This window comes from Psychromonas algicola (assembly GCF_004378355.1).
In the GTDB taxonomy this organism is placed as follows: Bacteria; Pseudomonadota; Gammaproteobacteria; order Enterobacterales; family Psychromonadaceae; genus Psychromonas.
Genome location: NZ_SNUB01000008.1, coordinates 79,277 through 103,859 on the forward strand (window position 1 = coordinate 79,277; position 24,583 = coordinate 103,859).

Here is a 24,583-nt window from a genome sequence, read left to right on the forward strand (position 1 = left end):
TTTGCGATCTATTCGCTTCATGTGTATGCTTGCGCACTTCTGAATTGGTGATGGTAAATACAAGGGCTTTATTTGTTATTGTTTTTTTACGATGCCACAAAATATAACTTTTATAGAGTTGGGCTTATTTTTATCTCTAACTCTTTATTTTCGTGATAAATAGGATTTAAAAATGGACAGCAAGCTTATACTTGTACTTAACTGTGGTAGTTCTTCATTGAAGTTCGCCATCATCGATGCCGTAAGTGGTGATGAAAAACTTTCTGGTCTTTCTGAATGTTTGCAATTAGATAACGCAAGCATTAAATGGAACTTAGAAGGCGTAAAAGGAAAGGCTGACTTAGGCGCAGGTGCTGCACATGAAGAAGCATTAACGTATATCGTAAATGAAATCCTTTCTCTAAACCCTGAATTAAAAGCAAATCTATTTGCTATTGGTCATCGTGTTGTTCATGGTGGTGAGCAATTTACTCAATCTGCTGTTATTACTGATCAAGTAATGAAAGGCATTGAAGATTGTATTTCATTAGCACCATTACATAATCCAGCTCATATTATCGGTATTCGTGCGGCTCAAAAAGCATTACCAGGGTTAGAAAATGTTGCTGTGTTTGATACTGCATTTCATCAAACAATGCCTGAAGAAGCTTACTTATACGCACTACCTTACAAGCTTTATCGCGATAATGGTATTCGTCGTTACGGTATGCACGGTACAAGTCATTATTACATCAGCCTACAAGTGGCCGATGTATTACAAAAACCAGTTAACGAATTAAATATTATCAACTGTCACTTAGGTAATGGTGGTTCTGTTTGTGCGATTAAAAATGGCGTATCAGTGGATACTTCAATGGGGATGACTCCATTAGAAGGATTAGTGATGGGAACACGTTGCGGTGACATCGATCCTGCTATCATTTTCCATCTCCATGATGAACTAGGTTACAGCATGGATGAAATCAATAACATGCTAACTAAAGAGTCTGGTCTATTAGGCTTAACTGAAGAAACATCTGATTGTCGTTTTGTTGAAGATAATTACGAAACAGAGTCAGCTGCAAAACGTGCAATGGATTTATATTGCTACCGTTTAGCTAAATACATCGCAAGCTACACTGCTGCGTTAGATGGACGTTTAGATGCGGTAATCTTCACTGGCGGTATTGGTGAAAACTCTGCACCAATTCGTAAGCTAACACTAGAGCGTTTAGCGTTATTAGGCTTTAAAGTTAACGAACAAGAAAACCTAGCAAACCGCTTTGGTAAGTCTTCTAATCAAGGCATTATTACTGAAGAAAACAGTACCATTGCAATGGTTGTTCAAACTAACGAAGAATGGGTTATTGCACGAGATACATTGGATCTAGTGAACGTTTAAACCTCACTCTGCTTTACTAATTTAAAAGGCCAATCAGCAATGATTGGCCTTTTTTGTAGGTACTTTTTTTATAATGCGTTTTCATTATTATTTACTAATTGATTCACTATTAAAAAAATAGCCTTATTTCTGATGTATTGATGTAATTCAACGTTCAGAACAATCACCGTTTTAAGTGGTTAAGTGCTGGAAAATATTCAATTAGCTTACAGTATCATAGATTTTGATAAATATTTGTTAGTAAAGTGTTTTTTATTAAAACATGAATAGCATCTATATATATATTAATGTCAGTAATTTAAATAATATATGTCTTTTGGGGGAGGTGAATAATAGTTTTTTAATCAATTTATACTAAACTATAACAGCAACTATTTCTATATTAGGAAAATAATATGTTTTCATTGCCTTTGATTTTGATGGGGATTCTTTTTTTAGTTTTAAGCTTGAAGCCTGCCTGTACTATCTGTAAGCAAAGTGGTGAGTTTGGTTGGAAAATTTTACTAGGGCTAATAAGTTTATTCTTATTGGGTTACATATCTTTTTTGTTCCATCTTATTACACATGATCATTCTGGAGATGTCTTTATTGAAGATATTCTCACCATTATTCTTTTTGGCGGAAGTCTTTTTGTTAAGTTGGTTATTCATTTCAGCCTTAAAAGTATTAATAAAATACAAAAAATTGCACTCAAAGAAGAACATAGCTCTCTGCATGATTCATTAACTGGGCTCGCTAATCGAAAATATTTTTTAAAAAGACTTAATGAAAAAGTGAAGCTATCTAAACCTTTTTCATTGTTTGTTATTGATATTAATCGTTTTAAGCAAATCAATGATATGTTGGGACATTACTTTGCTGATCAATTATTAATTAGAATCGGTAATAATATAAAAAAGCAAGTGAGTGAAGAGTGTTTTTTATCCAGAATAGGTGGGGATCAATATACGCTGATTTGCTGTGCGGTGACTGATGAGGAGATCAGCCAGTTAATGACTGCTATTTATTCTTCATTTAAAATTCCGTTTAATGTTAATAATTATAATCTTAAAGTCGATATCTCTTGCGGTGGAGCTTTGTTTCCAAAAAATGGGGAATCAGTTGGCGTATTATTACAGCAGGCTGATATTGCGTTAAGAGCTGCAAAACAAAAACAAAGTGGTTATGTTATCTATAACGATAAGCTGGATAATGACGCTAAATCTCGTTTAGAAATCTCTAGTAAATTACACAATGCATTAAGTAATAAAGAGTTTGAAGTTTATTACCAACCAATGAATAAAGTGCAATCTGATGATGGTCATCATCTTGAAGCGCTTATTCGATGGCCGCAAAAAGAAGGTGGTTTTATTCCGCCAGACCAATTTATCCCTATTGCGGAACAAAATAACTTGATCAGGCAAATTACGTTTTTTGTTTTAGACAGTATTTGTAATGATTTATTGGCGCTTAAACAAGCGGGAATGAAAGCCTGTATTCATATCAATTTATCTGCACGAGATCTCCAAGACGATCTCGTTTCAGAACAACTTGCTAAATTAATTGCAGCTGGTGTTCTTTTACCTCATGAACTTATTTTAGAGGTGACTGAAACTGCAATAATGAAAGATTTATCGAATGCTAAGAAAGTACTGCAAAAGTTATCTGACCAAGGTTTTGTGGTCAGTTTAGATGACTTTGGTACAGGTTATTCATCATTATCAATGCTATTAGAGCTGCCTATTCATCAAATCAAAATTGACCGCTCTTTTGTTATGTCCATGCAACAGGAAGAGATTGGATATCAAATCGTTAAGTCGATTATTTTTATGGCCCATAACCTTAACTGTTCCGTTGTAGCCGAAGGGGTTGAAACTAAAGAAGTCATTGACGAATTAATCTCAATGCATTGTGATTATCTACAGGGGTACTATTACAGCAAACCGTTAGATTTCCCTTCTCTTATTGAATATTGTAAGCAAGCTTGATACTTATTAATTGGAATAAAAGTGTTAGTAAATTAACTTCGTATTTTTTGCTCAATTTATTCATTATTTTTCTGCTAACGACTTCTGCTTTTATTTTTATTAATTATTAAAAAGTACTAAGAACTAAGTGTTTTTTATCCTGTAAATTAATGCTTTAATCAGTATTATTTTACTAAGGAAACATAATGAAAAGACTTATTTTGGTTGCATCGCCTCCTGCAAGTGGAAAAACCTATATTTCAAAAAAATTAGCGAAAGCACTTAAGCATGTTGTGTATTTAGATAAAGATACGTTAATTGTGCTATCTCATCAGATTTTTAAAGTGATGAATGAAGAAGTAAATCGAAGCTCAGACTTCTTTGAAGAGCATATTCGTAACTATGAATACGATGCCGTTTTAGCGTTAGCGATGGAAGCATTAGAATATGACGATATTGTTTTAATTAATGCGCCTTTTACCCGTGAAATTAGAGATACAGATTTTATTGATAACTTAAAAAATCAGCTGATTGAAAAAGATGCCCGTCTAACAGTAGTGTGGGTGATGACCGATATTGAGGTTGTTAAACAGCGAATGATTGATAGAAACTCCTCAAGAGATACGTGGAAGTTAGCGAATTGGGATGAATACATCCAAAGCGTTGATTTTTCTATTCCTTCAAGTGTTGACAATCCAGAAGTGATTGATGACTTATTACTGTTTAAAAATTCAAATGAAGATGAGTATCAAACGTCATTAAAAGAAGTGGTATCAATTTTAGAAAAAACGCATTAATTAGACAATATCAACACGCTTATATGCTGAGTAGTCCATCATTGACTTGATCAAAACAGATGCGAATTTATTTTTTATTTTATGGCACAGTATCTGCATTGCTTGTAATTAATGTTAATGATGCACTGATTTTTTAATGCATTTTTATTTTTTTGTTTCGCAATTAAACATAGAATGTCATTAAAATGACAGCTTATTACAATAATCTCGATATAACATTGAAAGCCGAAAGTTAGATTGGCATGTGAGTTAAAGCATATCGCTAAATTATTTTATTTAATTGTATAGTTAAATCATCATTTGATTTTTAAGGTGCCAATAATGAAAAAGTCCATATTAGCTTCTTTGCTTGTTCCCATCTTACTTGCAGGTTGTAGTGATTCTACGAGTAGTTCTTCAAGTTCTTCTAATGGAAGTAGCTCTAGTGCTACTTATACGTGGCAAATTGTGCATTTAGAATCTGTAGATGAAGATGATTTAGGAGCTAGCTGTGTTATTTATGCTGATTCTGAAATTGAAACTGATGATAGTACCGTAGATGATCCTGAATATCAGGTTATAACAGCTTACCAAGCTGATGATGATTACAATATTCTTTATCATTATCAAGATGGGACCATTGCTGAAACGATCGAAGCAAGCGATATTAATAATGGCTCTGTGACTATTACTCTTTCTGATGTGCCCGATAACGGCTATGTGACATTAGAAGAGCTAGATGGTAGTTCTCGTATTGATTATCTTGGTAGCTTTATGTTTAGTGTTCAAAAATCGTTATTGGATGATATGGTATTGAATATTACTGCCGAGAGAAGTGCAAGCAGTAGTTGCGTGACAGGCTCAGATCACCGAGAAGGTGATGCCATTACTAAATTTGTTAGTGTTGAGCAAAAAGTTAATTCGGTTTATTACCAAACAAGTTTTGATGTGGACTCACTTGCAGGAAGTGAGTTTTCTTCACATATTCCAGTCGCTTATATTGAAGGTGAAAGTCGTGATGTTTTAGTGACTGTTTTTGACGATTACACAGCTGTTAGTGACAGCTCTGAAACGACTGAAACGACTACAGAAACGATTGCTGAAGACAGGGAAGACTTGATATATTGGGCATTTGTAGATTCAAGTTCGGTTTATGATGCCATATTTGATGAAGATGGTGATTTTGATCTTGATGATGACAAGAAGCAATATGAAAATGATGGCATTGAGAGTACAGAGCTTAATGCTAGTTTAACTGGTGTAAGTTGGACTACATCAGATACCGTTTCTTTAGATGATGATAGTGGAGTGATTGTGAACCACAATGATACAACCTATTTATGGCAACCTATCTATGATGAAAATACTGAATTAAGTATCGCTTATGATACAGATGAAGTCGACACATGGAATAGTTACTTCTCTGGAACGGTTACATTATCAGATGGAGACTGGACATTTACTAGCTTTAATGATTTAACTGATGATAATGTAATTGATGATGATAATTTGGAATTGTTTGATTTTACAACACCCATTATTGCTTCATTAGATGGAACAACGGTTATTGATAATACAAGTAGTATAGGTGCATGTACTGAATTGAGTTCAGAGGATGATGGACTTGCAGAGCCTAGTTACTGTATTGATTTAAGTAGTAATTTTGATCCCGATGAATTTACTTATCAACGTCTTCATATTCGTTTAGAAGATACAAGCGGAGAGAACTTTACTAATCAAACTATTATTTCAGAGGCGAATACAGAGCCTGTAGTATTAAGTAGTAGTGAAGTGGATCTTGGAACATCTCCTACATTAACGCGTATTGAATTAAACTTAATGAACACCGATGATGAAGATTTAGATGCAGTTGAGTACCTAATGACACAAAATATTGATTTAGAAAGTGTAGCTGAATTTGGAACTAACGGTAGTGATGATTCCGCAGAAACTGATTTTTATAATGATTTAAATGGTTATGTAGCCACTGATGCTGAAATTGAAACCTTATACCAAGCAGTGTTAAAAACCAATACCACTATTGTGCAAAGTAGCTACGAACCATAAATTAATTGTTCATTATTGTTTTTTAAGCCTCAAATTAGTGGGGCTTTTTTATGAGTCAAATAATCCTGTTATTTTTGACTAATGCTCGTCGAATGTTTTTACACATTTTTCCAAATCGATAAAGTTCGTCGAAGGTAGGGGGATTACCGCCATTAATCTCATGTTGCCAATAACTTAACTCAGTATCGACTAATTCCATTAATTTTTTAGGGCAGCCTGTACAACTATTATCTGGACCGCATTTAAAGGTGTCTTCTTGGTATATTGGAAATTCTGCTTTGACGGCATCGATGATGTTTTGCATCGCAGTGATTCTATCGGGCTTTTTATTCATCTACTTATTATATCCAATAGCTTTTTATTAATGAATAAACAGGATATTACGCTTTAAAAAATACAATTTATAACAGATAGATCAATAGAATTTTAGTTTAAGAGGAAGAATATGGAAGGTTGTTGATAGAAAAACGATGACAAGCTAAATTTAACTAAATCTAGCTCTTACAATGAATGTTAATCACTAAAACCTTGATGGATAAATTGATGTCTTAACTGTACAAAATTATTTTCATCACAAGCTAGAAATTTCATTGCATAGTCGTAACTTTCTATTTTAAACTTATCAAGTTTGGCTAGTTCAAATTCGTTCATAATGATGTGCATGGCTTCTTGGACTAATTCAGCTTCATCTTCACCAATGAGTGTTTCAGGTGGATCGAAATGCGTTACCATCCAATCTTGTAATTGTTCATTATTAACTTTTTTTTGCTGCCATTGGGTAAGTATTTCAATAAGTTGTTGTTTAGTGACAATAGGCTGAGTCATAGATCTCTCATTTGGTTATATTAATAAGCAAATCATAGCTTAGAGAGAGTTTGGTTGCCATCTTCTTCTGTATTGATTGTTTTATGGCATTATAGGATATGCATTTTTATTTCTGTGAGGCAGATTAAGAATGGTTTATAAACAGCTCTTCTCTTTTTCTGTTTAGTTTTCTATCTATTTATAATTAAGGATGTCGATGCACCGGATTAAATTAATTATTTTGTGTCTTTTTTGTTTGCCTGTTTTTGCTTCGGAGCAAGATGTAGATTATTTGAGTCTTAGCTTTGAAAACGATGTGTTTTTTCGTGAGGATGATGGTTATAGCAATGGATTTACGTTTAACTGGGGCTATTACGATGTCTCTCATTTAAATGAAAGCAGTTTACCTACTTGGCTGTCATTTTTGGCTAAGCAATCTTATATTAACCATTTTGATGATCGTCAATACCAAGTAAATTATACCTTTGGTCAATTCATTCAAACTGCAACAGATATAAAAATTTCAGAGTTAACTGAAAAGGATGCCCCTTATGTTGGCTTGATAGCATGGAAAGCGAATATCATGGCATATAACGATAATATCTCCGATGAGTTAAGCCTTACTTTAGGAGCGGTTGGTCCTGCAACTGGCGGAGAAACTATTCAAAAGAATTTACATGACGTGATCCGCGCAAATAGACCTTTAGGTTGGGATAATCAGATTAATAATGAAGTTGTATTTAGAATTGAAGGCGAGCGTTTATGGCGTCATTCTATCGCTTCATTTAAACAGACTGAAATGGATCTTGTAACAGGTATTAATGCAGGTTTTGGTAATTTACTCTCTGATGTCAATGTCGGTATTGGACTCCGTTGGGGTAAAGCGCTTTCAGCTAATTTTTCATCAAGTTCCCCCTTTATGATACAAAAACTAAATGGATTGAAACCGAATCCAAATGGTTGGTATGTGTTTGCTAACTTATCAACTAGCTTGGTACTTAATGATATTTTTATTGATGGTAATACTTTTGAAGATAGTCATAGTGTGGATTTAATTCACTGGCAGGCGGGCTTAGCTGCCGGTATACAATTGAATTTATATGATTGGAATATTATTTATACTATGATTCATTCAACGGATCAGTATGAAACGCAAAGCGATGAGACTCGTTGGGGTGATATTACTGTTACTTATCATTTTTAATTAATAACAGTTTTCACTTTTAATATACGAACAAACGGATTGTGGTGTTAAAAAATCAATGCTTTGATTCGATGCAATAAGTTGTCGAATCTGAGATGACGATATATCTAGTTGCGTGGTTTTCTGGAAATAGATGGCACCAAATAGTTTTTGGTGAAGTTGCGTAGGATCTTGAACTTGATGTTTATCTAAAAGGGCGTTGATAGTCTCATTAAAATTAGGTGACCAACCAGGGCGGTGACTTACGACTATATGGCAATACTTTAAAATATCTTGATATTGGTACCAAGTATCAAACTGAATAAGCGAATCCATCCCCATAATAAAACAGATCGGTGTATCAGCGTATTGCTCTCTGAGTAGCTTGAGAGTATCTATTGTGTAGCTTGGGCTTTCTCTTAATAATTCCTGTGTGTTAATTTTTAAACTAGACGTTGGTTGAATAGCAAGTTCTACCATTTTAATACGTTGTTCTGTGGTTGCTAAGCTTTTACTTTTATGTGGTGCAATATAATTGGGCATTAAATAAAGCGTTTGTAAATTAAGGGCTTGTTGTATTTCCAATGCAGGACGTAAATGGCCAAAATGAATAGGATCAAAAGTCCCGCCTAAAAATCCTATCGCTTTGTTATAAGAGTGAATCATAGATTTCCTTATTTTAAAAACTGATAGCAAATGGTATCTAGTTGTAGCCAAGTATCTGTTTTATTCTCTACTTTTATAGAAACTTCTAGTTGTGCACATTCAATTAACATTTTTTCTAATTGTGATGTTTTCAAACGATTTAAGGCTGAAGTTAATAACGCTTGTTTTGCTGGCCACAATTTTGGTTTTTGTTGTGCTAACAACATAGACAGTGGCTGTTGTTTAAGTTGATAAGAAAGTGCTAATAGTTTTTGTATTTCACTGGCAAGTGTTGCACTTAATAATAATAGCTCTGTGCCTTCTGCGTGCAATTGCTTGATAATACGAGTTGTACGCGCTTTATCACCGGCCATTAAGCTATCAATCCATTGAAATAAACTGAAGTGATTATGTGTGGTAATGCTTTGCTCTACTTGAATTAATTGTAAGTGTTGCTTTGGAAACAAAATAGATAACTTTTCTATTTCTTGTTTTGCCGCTAAGAGGTTGCCTTCAAAATGCAGTACTAAAAAATCAATTACATCAGCGCTTGCAGTTAAGCCAACAAACTTAAGGCGTTGAAATAACCATTGTGGAAAACGTTGTGGTAAAAGGGCATTTGTTGAAACAAATAAACCTTGCTGTTCTAATTGACTAAACCAAACGCTCTTTAATTGTTGGTTATTAAGTTTTGGGCCTTTTAAAATTAAGAGAATATCTGGATTTAAAAGGGGAGTTATTTCACGAATAAAATCGGTATTTTCTTTGGTTGTTTTACTTAAAGTTAGCTCAATGATTTGTTTTTCTGAAAAGAGTGAAAGCGTATTAAATTGGCTAAATATTTGGTCTTTATCAAAGCTTCCATCTAAACTATAACTAAAACGCTCTAAAAAACCATGTTGCTTTGCTTGCTGTTGAACTTGTTCAAAAGCTTCAATAGTTAATAGAGCTTCATCACCAAAGATTAAACAGCAGCTTGGTAGTTTTTTTTGAATATGTTGCAGTAATTGTTCAGGATAAATACGCATTAAAGCTTACTCTTTCGCTTCATTTTGTATGCTTAACATAGTAGAGATAACGTGATCAGCTGCTATGGTTCTTAATTCTCTGGTGATTAACTCTGTTTCACGTGATTTTGCCAATGCTTCAGATGAATCATTTAAAAAATCTCGATAAATATTTACTGTAAAATCTTTTGCAGTGAAATTAGGCATTTTTAATGAATATTTCATTGTAAAACCAATTTCAGTTTCAGCACTTAATGCTGTGGCATATAAAGAGATAGTACGTGAAGAGCGTTGTTCTGGTTTTAGTGTGAGTACTGTTGCATTCTCGTTGGGTTGCTCAAGAATTTTAATGCCGGCCCCTCGTAAACGAAGCTTAACTAAACGCGTTAATTCACCATTAGGTTGACTGGTTTTAATATATATTTCAGGAAATTTTTCTACTAAACCATCGTTATGTTTTAAGTGAAATCCACATCCGCTTAATAATACTGAAAATACTAAAGTCGCTGTAAGCAGAATGTTACGATAAAAAACTCGAGAATAAGATGAATGCATAAAAAGCCTGTTTGAGTTGGATCGGGTTATAAGAAGTATTATGACAAGCTCTCATTAAAAATAAACCTCTTATCTGCAAAGATAAGAGGTTTTAGTTAATAATGATTTATTATTAATAGAGCGTTACTTCGTGCTTAAATTAATTAATAACTTAATTGGCAACAATGTTAAGCAACTTGCCGGGAACGTAGATAACTTTTCGAACCGTTTTACCTTCAGTGAATTTAGCGACATTCTCTTCAGCATTTGCCATTGCTTCAACATCATCTTGCGATGCATCGGCTGGCACAGTTAATTTAGCTCGTAATTTACCATTAACTTGCACAATAATAAGTTTTGAGTCTTCAACTAATGCCGACTCATCGACTGCTGGCCACGTTGAAGATAAAATATCATCACCTAAACCTAGTAGCGTATATAACTCAGCACATATATGCGGTGTAATAGGAGCTAACAGTCTTGTTACTGCTTCTAATGCTTCTTGCAAAATAGCACGATCTTGTGCATCTTCTGTCGGCGCTTTAGTGAGCTTGTTCATTAATTCCATTACTGCTGCGATTGCGGTATTGAATGTTTGACGACGACCCACATCATCACTTACTTTCGCGATGGTTTTATGTAGTTCACGGCGTAATGTTTTTTGATCTTCATTAAATGCTTTTATATCTAACGCAGCAACATCACCCAATGCAACATGTTCGTATGCCAGTCTCCATAAACGTTTAAGGAAACGTAGTGAACCCTCTAATGCGGAATCAGACCATTCTAATGATTGCTCTGCAGGTGCTGCAAACATAATAAATAGACGTACACTATCGGCGCCGTATTTATCAATCATTTCCTGTGGGTCAATACCGTTATTCTTTGATTTAGACATTTTGATCATGCCATCGTGAATAAGCGTTTGGCCATCAGCCGTTTTAGCTGAAATGATTTTGCCTTTGGCGTCTTTCTCTGTGATTGCATCCGTTGGTGCAACCCACACTTTACCGCCTTTCTCATCTTCATAGTAATAAGCGTCAGCTAATACCATTCCTTGCGTTAATAGTTTTTTGTAAGGTTCATCACAATCCACTAATCCAAAGTCGCGTAACAATTTATGGAAAAAACGAGAATATAAAAGATGTAAAATAGCGTGTTCGATACCACCAATGTATTGATCAACAGGTAACCAGTAATTAGCTTTAGCAGGATCTAGCATTTTGTCGTCACTTTGTGGCGAACAATAACGTGCGTAATACCAGCTTGATTCCATGAAGGTATCAAAGGTATCTGTTTCATGGTTTGCTGGTTGACCGTTATAAGTTGTTTTTGCCCATTCAAGATCTGCTTTAATTGGCGACACAATGCCATTCATGGTGACATCTTCAGGTAATACAACTGGTAATTGATCTTCTGGTACTGGAACAACAGTGCCGTCTTCTAACGTTAACGTTGGAATTGGTGCACCCCAGTAACGTTGACGAGAAACACCCCAATCACGTAAACGGAAGTTAACTTGACGTTTACCTTTGTTTTCAGCTACTAATCTTGCTTCTACTGCATCGAAAGCCGCTTCAAAGTCTAAGCCTTCAAGTGCAGTAAAGTCACCTGAATTAAAACAAACGCCTTTTTCAGTGTAAGCTTCCGCAGATACATCAACGTCAGCATCAGCAGGTTTAATAACTGCTTTGATTTCTAAACCGTATTCTTTAGCAAATTCGTAATCACGTTGGTCATGTGCAGGAACCGACATCACCGCGCCAGAGCCGTAACCCATTAATACAAAGTTAGCTGTCCAAATTGGCACTTCTTTACCAGTAATTGGGTGAATCGCTTTAAGGCCTGTATCTACACCTTCTTTAGGCATAGTGGCTAAGTCTGCTTCTGCTAATTTAACGTTTTTACAGTTTTCACAGAATGCCGCTAATTTAGGATTTGTTTTTGCCGCTTCTAATGCTAAAGGATGCTGTGCTGCAACGGCAACGTAAGTTACGCCCATTACAGTATCTGGACGTGTTGTATAAACAGAGAAAGTTTCTTCGCTGTTTGCTACTTTAAAGTCCATCTCAATACCTTCAGAACGACCGATCCAGTTACGTTGCATGGTACGTACTTGCTCTGGCCATTCGTCTAGTTGGTCTAAATCGTCTAATAATTCTTGTGCGTAGGCAGAGATTTTAATAAACCATTGTGGAATTTCTTTTTGCTCTACGATTGCACCTGAACGCCATCCGCGCCCATCGATTACTTGCTCATTGGCTAATACAGTTTGATCAACGGGATCCCAGTTGACGGTTGCCATTTTTTTGTAAACTAAATCTTTCTCTAGCAATTTAGTGAAGAACCATTGTTCCCAACGGTAATATTCTGGCTGACAAGTTGCTAGCTCTCGATCCCAATCATACCCAAAGCCTAACTGTTTAAGCTGAGTTTTCATGTAAGCGATATTTTCGTAAGTCCAACCTGCTGGTGCTGTATTATTTTTAAGTGCTGCATTTTCAGCTGGAAGACCAAAAGCATCCCAACCCATAGGTTGCATTACATTTTTACCTTGCATACGTTGGAAGCGTGAAACTACATCACCAATGGTGTAATTTCGAACGTGTCCCATATGCAATTTTCCGCTTGGATAAGGGAACATTGAGAGGCAGTAGTATTTTTCTTTTGATGGATCTTCTGTCGCTTTAAACGATTGATTGTCATCCCAATGTTTTTGGAATTTAGCTTCAATCTCTTTAGGGTTATATAACTCTTGCATGTTAAGTCTGCCTGCAATGAAAAATGAAATAATAATGAGCGATAGGATACAGCAGGGGAGTCTTTGCAACAATATTTATGATCAATGAAGCTAAAAAATTTAAACTTTTTCGGTTATTTATAGCCCAACAGTCAATGTTGATACATTTTTTGTTATGAATTAGTGTTTTTTGTCCTTAAATATCAAATGTATTAGCAAACAGAATTAACGTTATTTAAGTTTAATTACCGGAGGTTACATGCATGGGGCATATAAAAACGTTTTAATAAATGATGATGAATATGCAATGTTATCTGAAATGTTATTAGATACAGAAACTACCAATGATAAGGGCCTTAAGTACGATATATCGGGTCAAAGTGGTAAAGATAAATTATTATTTCAACTTGCATTCGCAGATGATTTACAACTAGTTGCAAATTATGCTGATCATTATTTAGTTTTTCCTGTGCAAATTGAAAGAGGGGATTTTTCGAACTTTAGCTTAACTGTAAAATCACCTAATATTTTTGAAACTGGTGAACATCTACGTTCTTGGCGTTTACCCGCGAATCAAAAAATGAGTATCGTAAATAATAAAGGTGAAAAATTACCTTATTGTATTAAAGATTTGTCTGCTTCAGGTATTTCTTTATTAATTGATAAGCAACAAGCTAAAGAGTTCCCTCTGACCTTGCAGGATACTTATTTACAGTTACCTAATCGAAAGCGTCTTGCTATTTCAGGATCTAAGATTCGTCGAGTTGACGAGCAAACCATGGCTTATTCATTGGAAGACTCAACTGAAGATGACGTATTAGATTGCTTAACTGAGTATTTATTTGAATGCCATGCAGAACAACATGGTAGAAGGCTTGAATAGATTTAAGTAATTGTTTTGTATAAAACTTAATCTTGATGTTGTTTATTTGAACTTTTTGTTTGTTTATTCGGCAAGTGATTTTTTTTTATTAAAATATACTTTACAAGCAAGGATCAAAGTCTGTATTATTCACCTCGTTCTGCGGAGGGGTGGCAGAGCGGCTGAATGCACTGGTCTTGAAAACCAGCGAGGGTTAATAGCTCTCCGAGAGTTCAAATCTCTCCTCCTCCGCCACATTTAGAAAAGTCCGTATATCGAAAGATATTCGGAATTTTTGCTTTTATAGATTTAATGAAGATTCAATCTCTCCTACATCGACTGCCATATTTGAAAAGGCTCATTACTGAAAGGTGATGAGCCTTTTTGCTTTCTGGTAGTTTAAAAAATTCAATCTTTCCTACGTCATCTGCCTTTTGCTATTAGCTTTTCGCGTGTTCAAATCTATTCAGCGTTCATTGCCATATTTAGATATTATCGTTTAGGAAATAATGGATTTTTGATTGGCTCTCCTAAAACAGGCAGCAAACGTTCACTGGTATCTTGGTAGCCAATGTTAAAACGAACTCTGTTGACGCATATTTTTTCTACCGATTTAGCTAATAAATCAAAGATTTTAAAGCGAGAAGCTAGTTCTGGGAATTGTGCTTGATAATTAATAATTCTTTGCGTGAGTAATTGATAAAAGCTTTCTTCACTATAGTTAAGTTCATTTTTTAAATGAGGTGATACAAAACGTAATACAGTGACAAAATGTCCAGTATATAAATCATGCAGTAAATATTGAGGTGGTAACTTTGTAAGTTGCTGCGCAATGTGCTCTGGTAATTCCGCATGTTCTGGAAAATCCTGATCCACAATACGTAAATCTCCATGAAAATCTTTGATCGCTAATCCTGAAGGGATATGGTTTTCCATTAACAATGTTAGATTCTGTCCATGAGAAACTAAGGCAATACCATATCGACACATTAAATGATAAAGCGGAACCACAGTCGTATCAAACAACTTAGTTAACCAGCTTTCCACATCAAGTCCACTTGCTTGAATATATTTCGAGATCAAGCTATTACCTTTTGTATCGCTTTGCATTAATACTGCTGCTAATTTATCTTGTTGATTGCCTATTAAAATAGCTGCAGGACTTTCTCTTAATATGACGCCTAGCATTTCATTGTAACGGTAAGGTGTTTCATTAATATCCTGTTGGTTTGGGTTAGTTACATGAATTCCTGCCCATTCTTTTAATACCTTAAAGTTAGCCTTTCGAAGAAAAGTATCTTGGTCACATCGTTGTTGGATAAAGTTTGATAACTCAGCGCCGGAAGTAATGTATTTACCTGGAATACCACGATAACAAGATGTATTTAAGATAGTGATCGGTAATTTAACATCGTTATTATTAGGCCTGCTTACATTGGATAATGTTCGAATAGATTGTTGTGCTTGATAAAAATCGCCCGTAATACCTAAATCGATAATGCTGTTATCTGCAAATAAAGCAGTAAATTGAGAAACGATAAAATGTTCAAATTGCCAAGGATGAGTAGGGATGATCCAATATTCGTCAATTTCTGCATTAAGAGTACTTAATGTTTTAAAGAGCGCATTTATTTGCTGTTCTGACATCATCTCATTCAACATATGAATGACAAGTTGCTCGTGACTTTCTTGGTTGTTATTTTCGATACCCACGGTCGTCATTGTTTTTTTAATAGCTATAAAATGTAATTGAAAACGATTTGCAAACTCTGGCGCATATCGCTGTAATTCTTTTGTTCCCCACCCAAGACGACCTTTATTGGCTAATGCTTTTGGATGTCCTCTTAATACTGCTTGTAATGCGACACCCGATAAATTAAGCAATGTGGATTCAGAATGTGTCTGTAATGATTGCATTGATTGTAAATCTGAATACAAAGTTTGCTGAATTTCTTCAATGAGATTACCTAAAATAATTTCATCTAATCCTATTTCCTTAGCAATATCTTTAATTAATTCAGATGTGTTAATATTTTTTTCGCCATTTCTAATAAGAGATATTTCATCAATTAAGATATTTCCCCATATATGCTCTTGTGCATTAAATTCCCAAATCGCTGTGCTTGAAATCCATTGATAAGATTGCTGGTAACCACTTTTATTATTTAATTCGTTCTTAGAAATTGTTTTTTTCAATTCAATAATAAGTAGCTCTTCATAATGTAATTCACTAATGATTTTAGCGTTGAGTTGATTATTAACTTGCTGCCATTGTTGTTGATTTATTTCTAGCATTTGTGACCTTTTTAATGAATGAAATAGGAGATTTTAAACTTTTAAAAAATATCTTTTAAATCTTAATGACAACTATTATCAATTGTAATATCATTTAATGCAAATGATAATTAATATCAAAACCTGTACTGAGAGCATTCAAATATATTTCTGCAGGTTATAAAAAATAATTTTTGGATTTAATGCATTCAATATTGGATATGTTTTTTAGAAGAACAAAAGGGTTTAAATAATGCTTTACAGCTATACAGAACGATTAGCGTTAACTGGTTTTCTTAATGCTTTATTAAATGAGTGGAAAGGGTATGAAAAAAATAACAATGAAATCTTGATAAGTAGTGAAAATACAATCTTAGTATTACCATTATTGCATGACTCTTTAGTACAGCGATTTAGTTTTGAATGGCCTGCTCATATTCGTAATGAAGGACAAGATAAAGTAATGGGTTTTCAGGATGTGATTTCATTTATTTGCAATCATTCGAGTATTCGCGAGAACTATAGCGAAGATAAAATAGCACAATTTAAAGAACAAGTTTTTGCTAGTGAATCACACATGTCTGATGTGGTTAAATATCGTAAAACACCAATTAGCATTGATGGTTTTATAGCTGCAGAACAAAGCTTAGTTGGAGGACATAACTTACATCCCGCAAGTAAAACGCATAAAGGTTGGGATCAACAGCAAGCAAAGCAGTTCAGTCCAGATTATGCTGATGAATTTTCATTACATTGGTATTTTATTAAGAGCGAATTGATCGCTGGTGAAAGCGCTGTTAGTGAAGCTGAAGGGCTGATTACCCCTTTAAATGAATTGTTATTACAAAGTTATCAAGACGCTGGTATTAGCAAAAAAATACCCAACGGCTTTATTCCTTACCCAGTACATCCATTTCAAGCAGAAGTGTTAGCTAAACATAATGATATTCAAAAATATATTAATGATGGCTTGATTGTAGAAATTGGCTCTCAAGGACGAGCTTGGCGTGCAACGTCTTCAACTCGTGCTTTATGGCAGCAAGGTAGTCGTTGGATGTTGAAGTTTTCTTTAGCGGTAAAACTAACTAATTCTATTCGTCATTTATCAACAACCGAATTATCTCGTGGTGTGTTATTTAAACAAGTAAGCAGTGAATTAGCTGGCGCAGAATTTAATCAACGTTTTCCTCGTTTTAATGTGTTGCAAGAACCTGCGTGGTGTGGATTAAAAGGCATTGATGGTGAGTTAATTTTAGATAGCTTATTTTGTTGGCGAGAAAATCTGTATTTAACAGGAAAAGAGCCAACCGTTACCTTAGCAACAATGACGCAGGAAGATGAAGAAGGCAGTAATCCAATTGCGCGACTTGTTAATGAATTAGCGACGACACGTAACATATCAATCCCAGTGGCAAGTAGTATTTGGTTTGAACACTTCTTAGAAAATGTGATTAAACCCGTTACGGTTGCACGAGGTGATTATGGCATCGTGATGCTTGCTCACCAACAAAATTTATTGGTTACCTTGAAAGATAGTTTACCTGTTGGAGGGGCTTTTAGAGATTGCCAAGGCACAGGATATACAGATACAGCACTTATTCGTTTTCCATTATTGAAGAAAAATAAGCCTGCTCTTTTTTTAGAAAATGAAGCTGTTAATCCCTATTTTAGTTATTACTTAATTCTTAATTCATTAAATAGTGTCATTGCTGCGCTGTCTATTCAATTAGATGAAAAAGAGAGCTTTAGCTTAATACGTATGAGTCAAAACTTATGGCGTCAACTTGCACAGCATAGTTTTTACGACACTTCTTTTTATCACTATTTGTTTCAAGCTGAAAACCTAACCATTAAAGGTAATTTCTTTTGTTTTTTAGATGTCGAAAATGAAACTGAATTAAAGGATTCCAGTAAAATTTATGTTGGTACAACAAACCCTTACCAATTAACGACTCTTGAATCAGATCGCGTTACTTATAAGCCAATATTGTTTGATAAAGCTGACTCACAAGAAAAAAAGACAGGGTTAAAATTAATATTTACTAAGCAAAAACAACAATTTAGTGTTGAATCAAGTCGAGAAAAATGGGACTTTAAATGGTTTGTTAATAATAATGGCTGCTATGTATTATCCCAGGGTGAAGAGGGAATACTATCGACCCAAAATAATCCTTTTAGTTTATTGATTGGCACTAAAATGTCTCCTAAACAATGGCTTAATGTTCTTGAATATTGTTTTGAAGGTTTGATTGAACTTGAAGGCGTTGAGCAAGACTTTGTTAAATCACTGTCTGTCAGTACAAGTATTTGGTCACAATTTACGGATTGGCCGATTCCTAGTTGGGTTGAATTAGAAGCAGGCAACGTAATTTTAACGCGTAGTCAGTTTTTCCAATTTTCTGATATTTGGACCTTACCTCGCACAGTATTAAAAGATCCACAAAGAGTGAAAGCTGCTAATGGTATTGATCACCCAGTTAGGCCTGAACAGCCTGAAGGCGTTTTCTTTCAGCGTTATGTTTATCCATTACAACGCGTTATTACTCTTCGATGTGCTGATGTACTAAATGATACTGCTATTTTTAGCCATTGGCATAATAAGCCTAATGTTGCTCGTATGTGGGAACTAGCTGGTGATCTATCTACTCATCGAGAGTATTTAACTAAACAAACTAATGATAAACATAGTATGGCTGTGATTGGTTATTTTGATGACGTTCCTTTTGGCTACTTTGAAGTGTATTGGGCTCCTGAAGATCGCCTTGGACCTTATTATGATTGTCAAGATTATGACCGTGGTGTGCATATGCTTGTAGGTAACGAGCTATTTCTTGGTCATAAGAGCTTTTTCAACTGGTCACGAGCGGTTATGCATGCGATTTTTGTGGATGAACAAGCTACTTTGAATATTATGGGAGAGCCACGGGCAGATAACCTTCATGTTGCTCGTATTACTAAAAATATTGGTATGAAAAAGTTAAAAGAGTTTGATTTTCCACATAAACGTTCAGCGTTAATGTGCTGCAGTCGAGCATCATTTTTTAATTCATTCATTTAGGTAGGGAAATAATATGAAACAATTAACTGATTTGATAGGAGTAGGTGTTGGTCCTTTTAATCTAAGTGTTGCAGCGTTACTTGAGCAAGTACCTCATTTATCGAGTCAGTTTTTCGATAATAAAAAAGAATTCGTTTGGCATGAAGGATTAATGCTACCTAACACTTATATGCAAACGTCATATTTGAAAGACTTGGTGACTGCTGTGGCACCTGAAAGCCCTTATAGCTTTATGTCTTATTTAGTCAAAAACAAAAAGTTTTATCGTTTTTTAAATACTGAAATGCAAACTATAACTCGAGCTGAGTTTTCTGATTATTTGGCATGGACTGCAAAGCAAATTAATGGCATTCATTTTTCACATGCAGTGAAAGAAATAAATCACGTTAACGATCGCTTTGTTGTGACGACTAGCCAAGGTGATTTTGAAGCTAAGAACTTATGTCTAGGTACTGGAAAGTCTGCTTATGTTCCTGACTATTTAAAAGCTAACTTGGGAGATAACTGCTTTCATGCAAGTGAAATGGGGGTGCGTAATATTGACTTAACAGATAAAAAAGTAGTGTTAGTTGGTGGAGGGCAAACAGGCGCGGATATATTTTTAAATGCACTGCGTGGACATTGGGGTCAACCCTTGCAATTAGACTGGGTTTCTCGAAGAGCTAACTTTCAAGCATTAGATGAAGCTGCTTTTGCTAATGAATTTTTTGTTCCGCAATACGTTGAACAATTTTATCATCTTGACCCTAGTGTAAAAAAGCGCGAAGTGGATGCGCAAAAGTTAACTAGTGATGGTATTACTAGCGAAGCATTAAAAGCAATATATCAAGAACTATATGATAAGTTTGAAGTGCAAAAACAAGATAAATGGGTTCGCTTATTACCGCATCGTACTGTGACCTCGATGACGCAAAATTTTGATGGCTTTAATATAGAAGTTAAAAATAATTTAACTGGTTTTGAGGAAAAGCATACAGGTACCGTTGTTATATTAGCGACTGGCTTTGAAACTAAACTACCTGCCTGTTTAGCGCCTATCATGGATAAATTAAGTTTATGCGACGATGGATTGTTACAACTTGACCAAAACTTTAAAGTACATTGGAAAGGAAATCCAGAAAATAGTATTTATGCCGTAAATGCTGGATTAGGTAGCCATGGAATCGCAGATCCTCAATTGAGTTTAGCTGCGTGGAGATCGGCTAAAATTATTAATGATTTGGCTTCCGAATCTTGTTTTGATATTACCGAAAGTTGTAATGTGATGAACTGGGGAACTGAAGAAACTATCATGCCTTTCTCTACGGCCAGTTTAATTTCTGTTGCTTAAATATAGGGGGTTAAAATAAGTTTTTATATACGTGCTGATATTGCCTTCGAAGTACTTGCGGTATATTTTTAACGCGAATAAAAGTAAATAATTTTTTATTCGCGTTAAACTTTCATTCAATTCTTTTCGCTATTAATAATTTAACATTAATTAATTCTTCCTTATTAAACAAATACTAATAGATGTATTTACCTTTCTAACAATACCTTTTTCAATTCTTAAAATTTTTTACAAATAAAATAAAGATCTTAATGACAATTATTATTATTTAGATTAACATTCATGGTAATGATATCCATTACCATTTGGTGGGGCGATTCTTTAATTTTATTGGGGTTAAAAATGCAAAGTATGGCGGTTTTATCATGTTGGGTAATGGGAGCGCTGCAAGGTGCTATCCTCATTTTAGTACCCGAAATGATGTTACAAGGTCAGCTTTCAGCATTGCAATTAGCGTTACCTTTATCTTTAGGCACTTTTGTTTTTATGTGCTTTTCTGGACATTGGGGAAAGTTATTAGATGCACACCATATTAAAAACAAATCCCTTGTTTTAGTGATTCGCTGGGTCTTATTAGGCTTTTTAATTTCTCAACTAAGTTTTATTGCGTTTATGCAATTCTCTGACTTTAAAGGTTTATTTTTAGTTTTTGCTTTGTGTTTAAGTCGAGTTATTCACGGGGTATTTTGCAGTGCAATTATTCCAAGTGCGCAATTAGCATTATCTCGAAACGATAAAAAAGGTGAGAAGCTCGTTTGGTCAAGTATTGCTACAAACGTAGGTAGAGTGACTGCGCCACTATTAACTTTTGTACCTGTAGATTTGAATTACTTCAGTTTATGGTTTATTGCGGCTATTACATTTACTGCCTTTATATTGGCATGGTTCAATAAAGATAAACCGCAACCTATTAACGGTATTCTCTCTTCTATAAAAACTTTATCTGAAAATGAATCAATCGAAGTTTTCAGTTTATTAAAGAATCCATTATTACTTTCTATTTGTACAGCCGCTGTATTAATTTCCCTATTTTCATCGCAACTTCAATTTAGCTTAGGGCCTTTGTTGTTAGGCACTTTTTCTGATGCAAATTTGGCAAGTGAGATGACCGCTAAACTTTTATTTGCTGCAAGTGCAAGTGCGCTTATTTCATTATTTATTTTATATCGTCCACTTAGTCGCTCACCCAAAATATTCCTAAGTGTTATCGCTGTTAGTTTTATCACTGGTGGTTGCCTATTTGTGATGCAACAAGAACTCATCATTGCCGTCACTTTAATTAGTGCAGCTTTATCTATGGCGCCAGCGTGGTATTCCGCACTAGCTATACACGCAAGTAAACACAATAAAGCACGTACATCGGCGACGATATCTCAGGGTCATACGTTGGGCAATGCGTTCGGAGGTCTACTGGGCGGTTTATTTTTAGTGCTTGGGCAGCAATTACTCCTATTGAGTTTTATCTTATTTATGGTGTTGATTTTATTGGCTTGGTTGACGATTTTCAGTCGATCAAGCTCTTTTAACCAAAACCAAAAATCACTTATTACAGAATCTTAACGGAGATTAAGAGTAATAAGCTATTTGCTGTTTTGGTTAATGGATAACTGAAGCCGCAAACAATTAAAAACAGGCGCACAAAATAAAGGCGCATAACTTTACTATAAAATACGCAAGGAAATGAGAGTGAAAACTTCAAATAAACTGAAATTTATTTTAAATCCCATTTTAGTGGCTATGTTGGGGTTACCACTAGCTGCACAAGCAGAAAATGACACGGACACAACAATCGTTACTGCAAACCGTACTTCGCAAAGTATCAGTGATATTGCCGCAACGGTATTGGTTATTGAAGGCGAAGAAATTGCTGAGCAAGCAAAGTCTGGTGTTGAATTTAAAGCAATGCTTGCAAATCTAATTCCAAGTTTAGATGTAGGTAGTAATTCATCTCGTACTAATGCCAGACAATATATGCGAGGCCGTACAATCTTAGTTATGATTGATGGTGTTACGTTAAACTCGTCGAGGGCTATTAGCCGCCAATTTGATGCAATTAATCCCTTTAATATTGCACGTATTGAAGTGGTTTCTGGGGCTTCTGCTATTTTTGGTGGTGGTAGTTCTGGCGGTATTATTAATATCATTACTAAAAAAGGTGCAGATGCTGGTGAATTAAGCGGTGAAACATGGGTAGGTTTATCATCTGGTGGTAACTCTAGTGAAGATTTGGAATATCAAGTAGCTCAATCTGTTTCAATGAAAAAAGAAAATATGGATGCGCGTTTTGCCGTTTCTTATAACCAAACGGGTGCAATGTATGATGCCGATGGTGAGATGATATTGCAAGATACAACTCAATCAACGGCTCAATATGTGTCACAGGTTGATATCATGGCAAACGCTGGTTTCGAACTTTCTGAAAATAAGCGTATAAATGTAATGGCGCAATACTATGATAGTAGCCAAGATAGTGACTACGGAGTTGACTATGGCGATAGTTTTTCCATTTTTAGTGTTGATGATGATGATGCTGAAATGGATGATAGCTATAGCCTTGAGGGTGATCAAGCATCTACTGAAAGACTATTAATGATTGCCGAATATAGTGATAATAGTTTTTATGAACAAAATTTAAATTTACAATTTTATTTTCGTTCAGAAAAAATAGGAAACAACCCATTTACTAATTATTTGGGTTATTCTTCTTCTGTAGTAGAGGCTTATGTAGCTGCTTATGGCAATCAATATTATGCTTATATGCCGAATGTTTCCGCATCTCAACAAGATACACAACATATAGGAAGTAAGTTAGTGCTTTCTTCTGAACCAATTGAACAGCTCAATCTAGTTTATGGTCTTGATACAAATTATGAACAGTTTACTGCAACCCAAACCTATTATGATATAGATACTGCTTATGGTTCAGGTTCTTTAGATTTAGATTATGTTGGTGAAGGTGGGCGTTATCCAGATATTGATACCGCATCAATATCTGCTTTTATACAGGGTCGCTATGATTTTTCACCTGATTTAGTGTTAAATTCAGGTCTTCGTTATCAATATTCAAAAATTGATGTTGGTGATTATGTTGGTGCAACACAGCAGTATTTAGAGTTAGCTGGTTATTACTCTGATGGTTTTTTTGACGAAGTTGAAGGTGGAACGAATCATTATAATACTTTTTCAGCTAATACTAGCTTGATGTTTGATTTAACTAAAGAGCAGCAAGTATGGGCTAATTTATCACAAGGTTATGAAATTCCTGATAGCGCTAAATATTATAGTTCAGCGGCATATGACTACGATACGGGGGAGTTAACAGGTAGTGTAAGTGTTTCTGATAATCCTTTAGAAGCAATTTTAACAAATTCCATTGAGTTAGGGTGGCGCGTCACAGATGATGCCTTTTTAGCCCAATTAGCAGCATATTTCTCTTATTCAGATAAGCAAATAGAAATCGATAAAACGGATTATTCAATTGACATTACAAGTGATGATAAACGCATTTATGGTATTGAAGGGCAAGCATCTTATTTCATAACACAAGCTGTTAGTGTCGGTGGTAACTTTAATTTTGTTAAAACAGAGTCTAAAGAGAACGGGGATTGGGGAAATACAACAATTCAAAGTGCAAGCCCATCGAAAGTAACTGCTTATGTAAATTGGAATTGGGAAGCTAATAAGGTTAATACCCGTTTACAGACAACCCAAATGCTTGACTATAAAGATGCTGATGGCGAAAAGCTTGAAGGCTATAATACAATCGATTTATTATCAAGTGTTGAGTTACCTGTTGGTAAATTGCAAATTGGTATTACTAATTTACTGAATACGGATTACTATACGTTATGGTCACAACGAGCTGTTAGTTTATATTCTGCTTATGATAGTGATAGTCTTTTTGAAATGGAAGGCCAAGGCCGCACTTACTCACTGAACTACAGTGTCGACTTCTAACTTTGAGCGCTTTATTAAC

17 protein-coding genes and 1 tRNA gene are annotated in these 24,583 nt (G+C 34.9%); 11 read left to right on the forward strand and 7 right to left on the reverse strand.

The annotated features are described in order from the left end of the window. Nucleotides 1–172 precede the first annotated feature (172 nt). The 4 genes from E2R67_RS06020 (at nucleotide 173) to E2R67_RS06035 (ending at nucleotide 6,170) form a co-directional block, all read left to right on the forward strand. Nucleotides 173–1,381 (forward strand): acetate kinase, encoded by a 1,209-nt coding sequence (locus tag E2R67_RS06020; protein ID WP_134290025.1) that lies wholly within the window; start codon nucleotides 173–175, stop codon nucleotides 1,379–1,381. Between the two features lie 395 nt (nucleotides 1,382–1,776). After that, nucleotides 1,777–3,348 carry a putative bifunctional diguanylate cyclase/phosphodiesterase gene (locus tag E2R67_RS06025; RefSeq protein ID WP_134290026.1) on the forward strand — a complete coding sequence of 524 codons (1,572 nt, stop codon included), beginning with the start codon at nucleotides 1,777–1,779 and terminating at the stop codon, nucleotides 3,346–3,348. 185 nt (nucleotides 3,349–3,533) lie between these two features. Further along, nucleotides 3,534–4,124: a P-loop nucleotide/nucleoside kinase family protein gene (locus E2R67_RS06030; protein ID WP_134290027.1), complete on the forward strand. Its 591-nt coding sequence runs from the start codon at nucleotides 3,534–3,536 to the stop codon at nucleotides 4,122–4,124. Between the two features lie 321 nt (nucleotides 4,125–4,445). Further along, complete coding sequence (locus E2R67_RS06035) at nucleotides 4,446–6,170, forward strand: hypothetical protein (RefSeq protein ID WP_134290028.1); 1,725 nt, start codon at nucleotides 4,446–4,448, stop codon at nucleotides 6,168–6,170. Between the two features lie 55 nt (nucleotides 6,171–6,225). Here the strand turns inward: E2R67_RS06035 and E2R67_RS06040 are convergent, their stop codons facing one another. Together E2R67_RS06040 and E2R67_RS06045 are read right to left on the reverse strand one after the other, a co-directional pair. After that, nucleotides 6,226–6,504: a hypothetical protein gene (locus E2R67_RS06040; RefSeq protein WP_134290029.1), complete on the reverse strand. Its 279-nt coding sequence runs from the start codon at nucleotides 6,502–6,504 to the stop codon at nucleotides 6,226–6,228. A 179-nt stretch (nucleotides 6,505–6,683) separates the two neighbouring features. Then, entirely contained in the window at nucleotides 6,684–6,995 is a 312-nt protein-coding gene (locus E2R67_RS06045) for a hypothetical protein (protein WP_134290030.1), read from the reverse strand. A 196-nt stretch (nucleotides 6,996–7,191) separates the two neighbouring features. On the opposite strand from E2R67_RS06045, the gene E2R67_RS06050 reads away from it, so the two are divergent. Further along, nucleotides 7,192–8,178 (forward strand): lipid A deacylase LpxR family protein, encoded by a 987-nt coding sequence (locus E2R67_RS06050; protein ID WP_166739327.1) that lies wholly within the window; start codon nucleotides 7,192–7,194, stop codon nucleotides 8,176–8,178. Here the strand turns inward: E2R67_RS06050 and nadD are convergent, their stop codons facing one another. From nadD to leuS, 4 genes are all read right to left on the reverse strand, one after another. Then, nucleotides 8,179–8,823 (reverse strand): nicotinate-nucleotide adenylyltransferase, encoded by a 645-nt coding sequence (gene nadD, locus E2R67_RS06055; RefSeq protein ID WP_134290032.1) that lies wholly within the window; start codon nucleotides 8,821–8,823, stop codon nucleotides 8,179–8,181. 8 nt (nucleotides 8,824–8,831) lie between these two features. Further along, entirely contained in the window at nucleotides 8,832–9,830 is a 999-nt protein-coding gene (gene holA, locus E2R67_RS06060; RefSeq protein WP_134290033.1) for a DNA polymerase III subunit delta, read from the reverse strand. A gap of 6 nt (nucleotides 9,831–9,836) precedes the next feature. Next, nucleotides 9,837–10,364 (reverse strand): LPS-assembly lipoprotein LptE, encoded by a 528-nt coding sequence (locus E2R67_RS06065; protein ID WP_134290034.1) that lies wholly within the window; start codon nucleotides 10,362–10,364, stop codon nucleotides 9,837–9,839. 151 nt (nucleotides 10,365–10,515) lie between these two features. Then, nucleotides 10,516–13,104 carry a leucine--tRNA ligase gene (gene leuS, locus E2R67_RS06070; protein WP_134290035.1) on the reverse strand — a complete coding sequence of 863 codons (2,589 nt, stop codon included), beginning with the start codon at nucleotides 13,102–13,104 and terminating at the stop codon, nucleotides 10,516–10,518. Between the two features lie 238 nt (nucleotides 13,105–13,342). Here leuS and E2R67_RS06075 point away from each other — a divergent pair, with 238 nt between their 5' ends. Both E2R67_RS06075 and E2R67_RS06080 read left to right on the forward strand, forming a co-directional pair. Beyond that, entirely contained in the window at nucleotides 13,343–13,966 is a 624-nt protein-coding gene (locus E2R67_RS06075) for a PilZ domain-containing protein (protein WP_134290036.1), read from the forward strand. 143 nt (nucleotides 13,967–14,109) lie between these two features. Continuing rightward, nucleotides 14,110–14,200, forward strand: a tRNA-Ser gene (locus E2R67_RS06080). Nucleotides 14,201–14,437: 237 nt separating this feature from the next. Here the strand turns inward: E2R67_RS06080 and E2R67_RS06085 are convergent. After that, nucleotides 14,438–16,240, reverse strand: coding sequence for an IucA/IucC family protein (locus tag E2R67_RS06085; RefSeq protein WP_134290037.1), 1,803 nt, complete (start codon nucleotides 16,238–16,240; stop codon nucleotides 14,438–14,440). 232 nt (nucleotides 16,241–16,472) lie between these two features. On the opposite strand from E2R67_RS06085, the gene E2R67_RS06090 reads away from it, so the two are divergent. The 4 genes from E2R67_RS06090 (at nucleotide 16,473) to E2R67_RS06105 (ending at nucleotide 24,564) form a co-directional block, all read left to right on the forward strand. Then, complete coding sequence (locus E2R67_RS06090; protein WP_134290038.1) at nucleotides 16,473–19,277, forward strand: GNAT family N-acetyltransferase; 2,805 nt, start codon at nucleotides 16,473–16,475, stop codon at nucleotides 19,275–19,277. A gap of 13 nt (nucleotides 19,278–19,290) precedes the next feature. Then, complete coding sequence (locus E2R67_RS06095; RefSeq protein WP_134290039.1) at nucleotides 19,291–20,607, forward strand: lysine N(6)-hydroxylase/L-ornithine N(5)-oxygenase family protein; 1,317 nt, start codon at nucleotides 19,291–19,293, stop codon at nucleotides 20,605–20,607. A gap of 282 nt (nucleotides 20,608–20,889) precedes the next feature. Then, a complete protein-coding gene (locus E2R67_RS06100) occupies nucleotides 20,890–22,167 on the forward strand; it encodes an MFS transporter (protein ID WP_243836965.1) in 1,278 nt (425 codons plus the stop codon). Nucleotides 22,168–22,287: 120 nt separating this feature from the next. After that, nucleotides 22,288–24,564, forward strand: coding sequence for a TonB-dependent receptor (locus tag E2R67_RS06105; RefSeq protein ID WP_134290040.1), 2,277 nt, complete (start codon nucleotides 22,288–22,290; stop codon nucleotides 24,562–24,564). Nucleotides 24,565–24,583: the final 19 nt, after the last annotated feature.

What these genes read in the sequence shown, in the direction of transcription:
- E2R67_RS06105 (WP_134290040.1), top strand. Translation starts at nt 22,288, where the DNA reads ATGAGAGTGAAAACTTCAAATAAACTGAAATTTATTTTAAATCCCATT.
- E2R67_RS06050 (WP_166739327.1), top strand. Translation starts at nt 7,192, where the DNA reads ATGCACCGGATTAAATTAATTATTTTGTGTCTTTTTTGTTTGCCTGTT.
- leuS (WP_134290035.1), bottom strand. Translation starts at nt 13,104, where the DNA reads ATGCAAGAGTTATATAACCCTAAAGAGATTGAAGCTAAATTCCAAAAA.
- E2R67_RS06035 (WP_134290028.1), top strand. Translation starts at nt 4,446, where the DNA reads ATGAAAAAGTCCATATTAGCTTCTTTGCTTGTTCCCATCTTACTTGCA.
- E2R67_RS06025 (WP_134290026.1), top strand. Translation starts at nt 1,777, where the DNA reads ATGTTTTCATTGCCTTTGATTTTGATGGGGATTCTTTTTTTAGTTTTA.
- E2R67_RS06085 (WP_134290037.1), bottom strand. Translation starts at nt 16,240, where the DNA reads ATGCTAGAAATAAATCAACAACAATGGCAGCAAGTTAATAATCAACTC.
- E2R67_RS06090 (WP_134290038.1), top strand. Translation starts at nt 16,473, where the DNA reads ATGCTTTACAGCTATACAGAACGATTAGCGTTAACTGGTTTTCTTAAT.
- holA (WP_134290033.1), bottom strand. Translation starts at nt 9,830, where the DNA reads ATGCGTATTTATCCTGAACAATTACTGCAACATATTCAAAAAAAACTA.
- E2R67_RS06065 (WP_134290034.1), bottom strand. Translation starts at nt 10,364, where the DNA reads ATGCATTCATCTTATTCTCGAGTTTTTTATCGTAACATTCTGCTTACA.
- E2R67_RS06045 (WP_134290030.1), bottom strand. Translation starts at nt 6,995, where the DNA reads ATGACTCAGCCTATTGTCACTAAACAACAACTTATTGAAATACTTACC.
- E2R67_RS06040 (WP_134290029.1), bottom strand. Translation starts at nt 6,504, where the DNA reads ATGAATAAAAAGCCCGATAGAATCACTGCGATGCAAAACATCATCGAT.
- nadD (WP_134290032.1), bottom strand. Translation starts at nt 8,823, where the DNA reads ATGATTCACTCTTATAACAAAGCGATAGGATTTTTAGGCGGGACTTTT.
- E2R67_RS06100 (WP_243836965.1), top strand. Translation starts at nt 20,890, where the DNA reads ATGGTAATGATATCCATTACCATTTGGTGGGGCGATTCTTTAATTTTA.
- E2R67_RS06095 (WP_134290039.1), top strand. Translation starts at nt 19,291, where the DNA reads ATGAAACAATTAACTGATTTGATAGGAGTAGGTGTTGGTCCTTTTAAT.
- E2R67_RS06075 (WP_134290036.1), top strand. Translation starts at nt 13,343, where the DNA reads ATGCATGGGGCATATAAAAACGTTTTAATAAATGATGATGAATATGCA.
- E2R67_RS06020 (WP_134290025.1), top strand. Translation starts at nt 173, where the DNA reads ATGGACAGCAAGCTTATACTTGTACTTAACTGTGGTAGTTCTTCATTG.
- E2R67_RS06030 (WP_134290027.1), top strand. Translation starts at nt 3,534, where the DNA reads ATGAAAAGACTTATTTTGGTTGCATCGCCTCCTGCAAGTGGAAAAACC.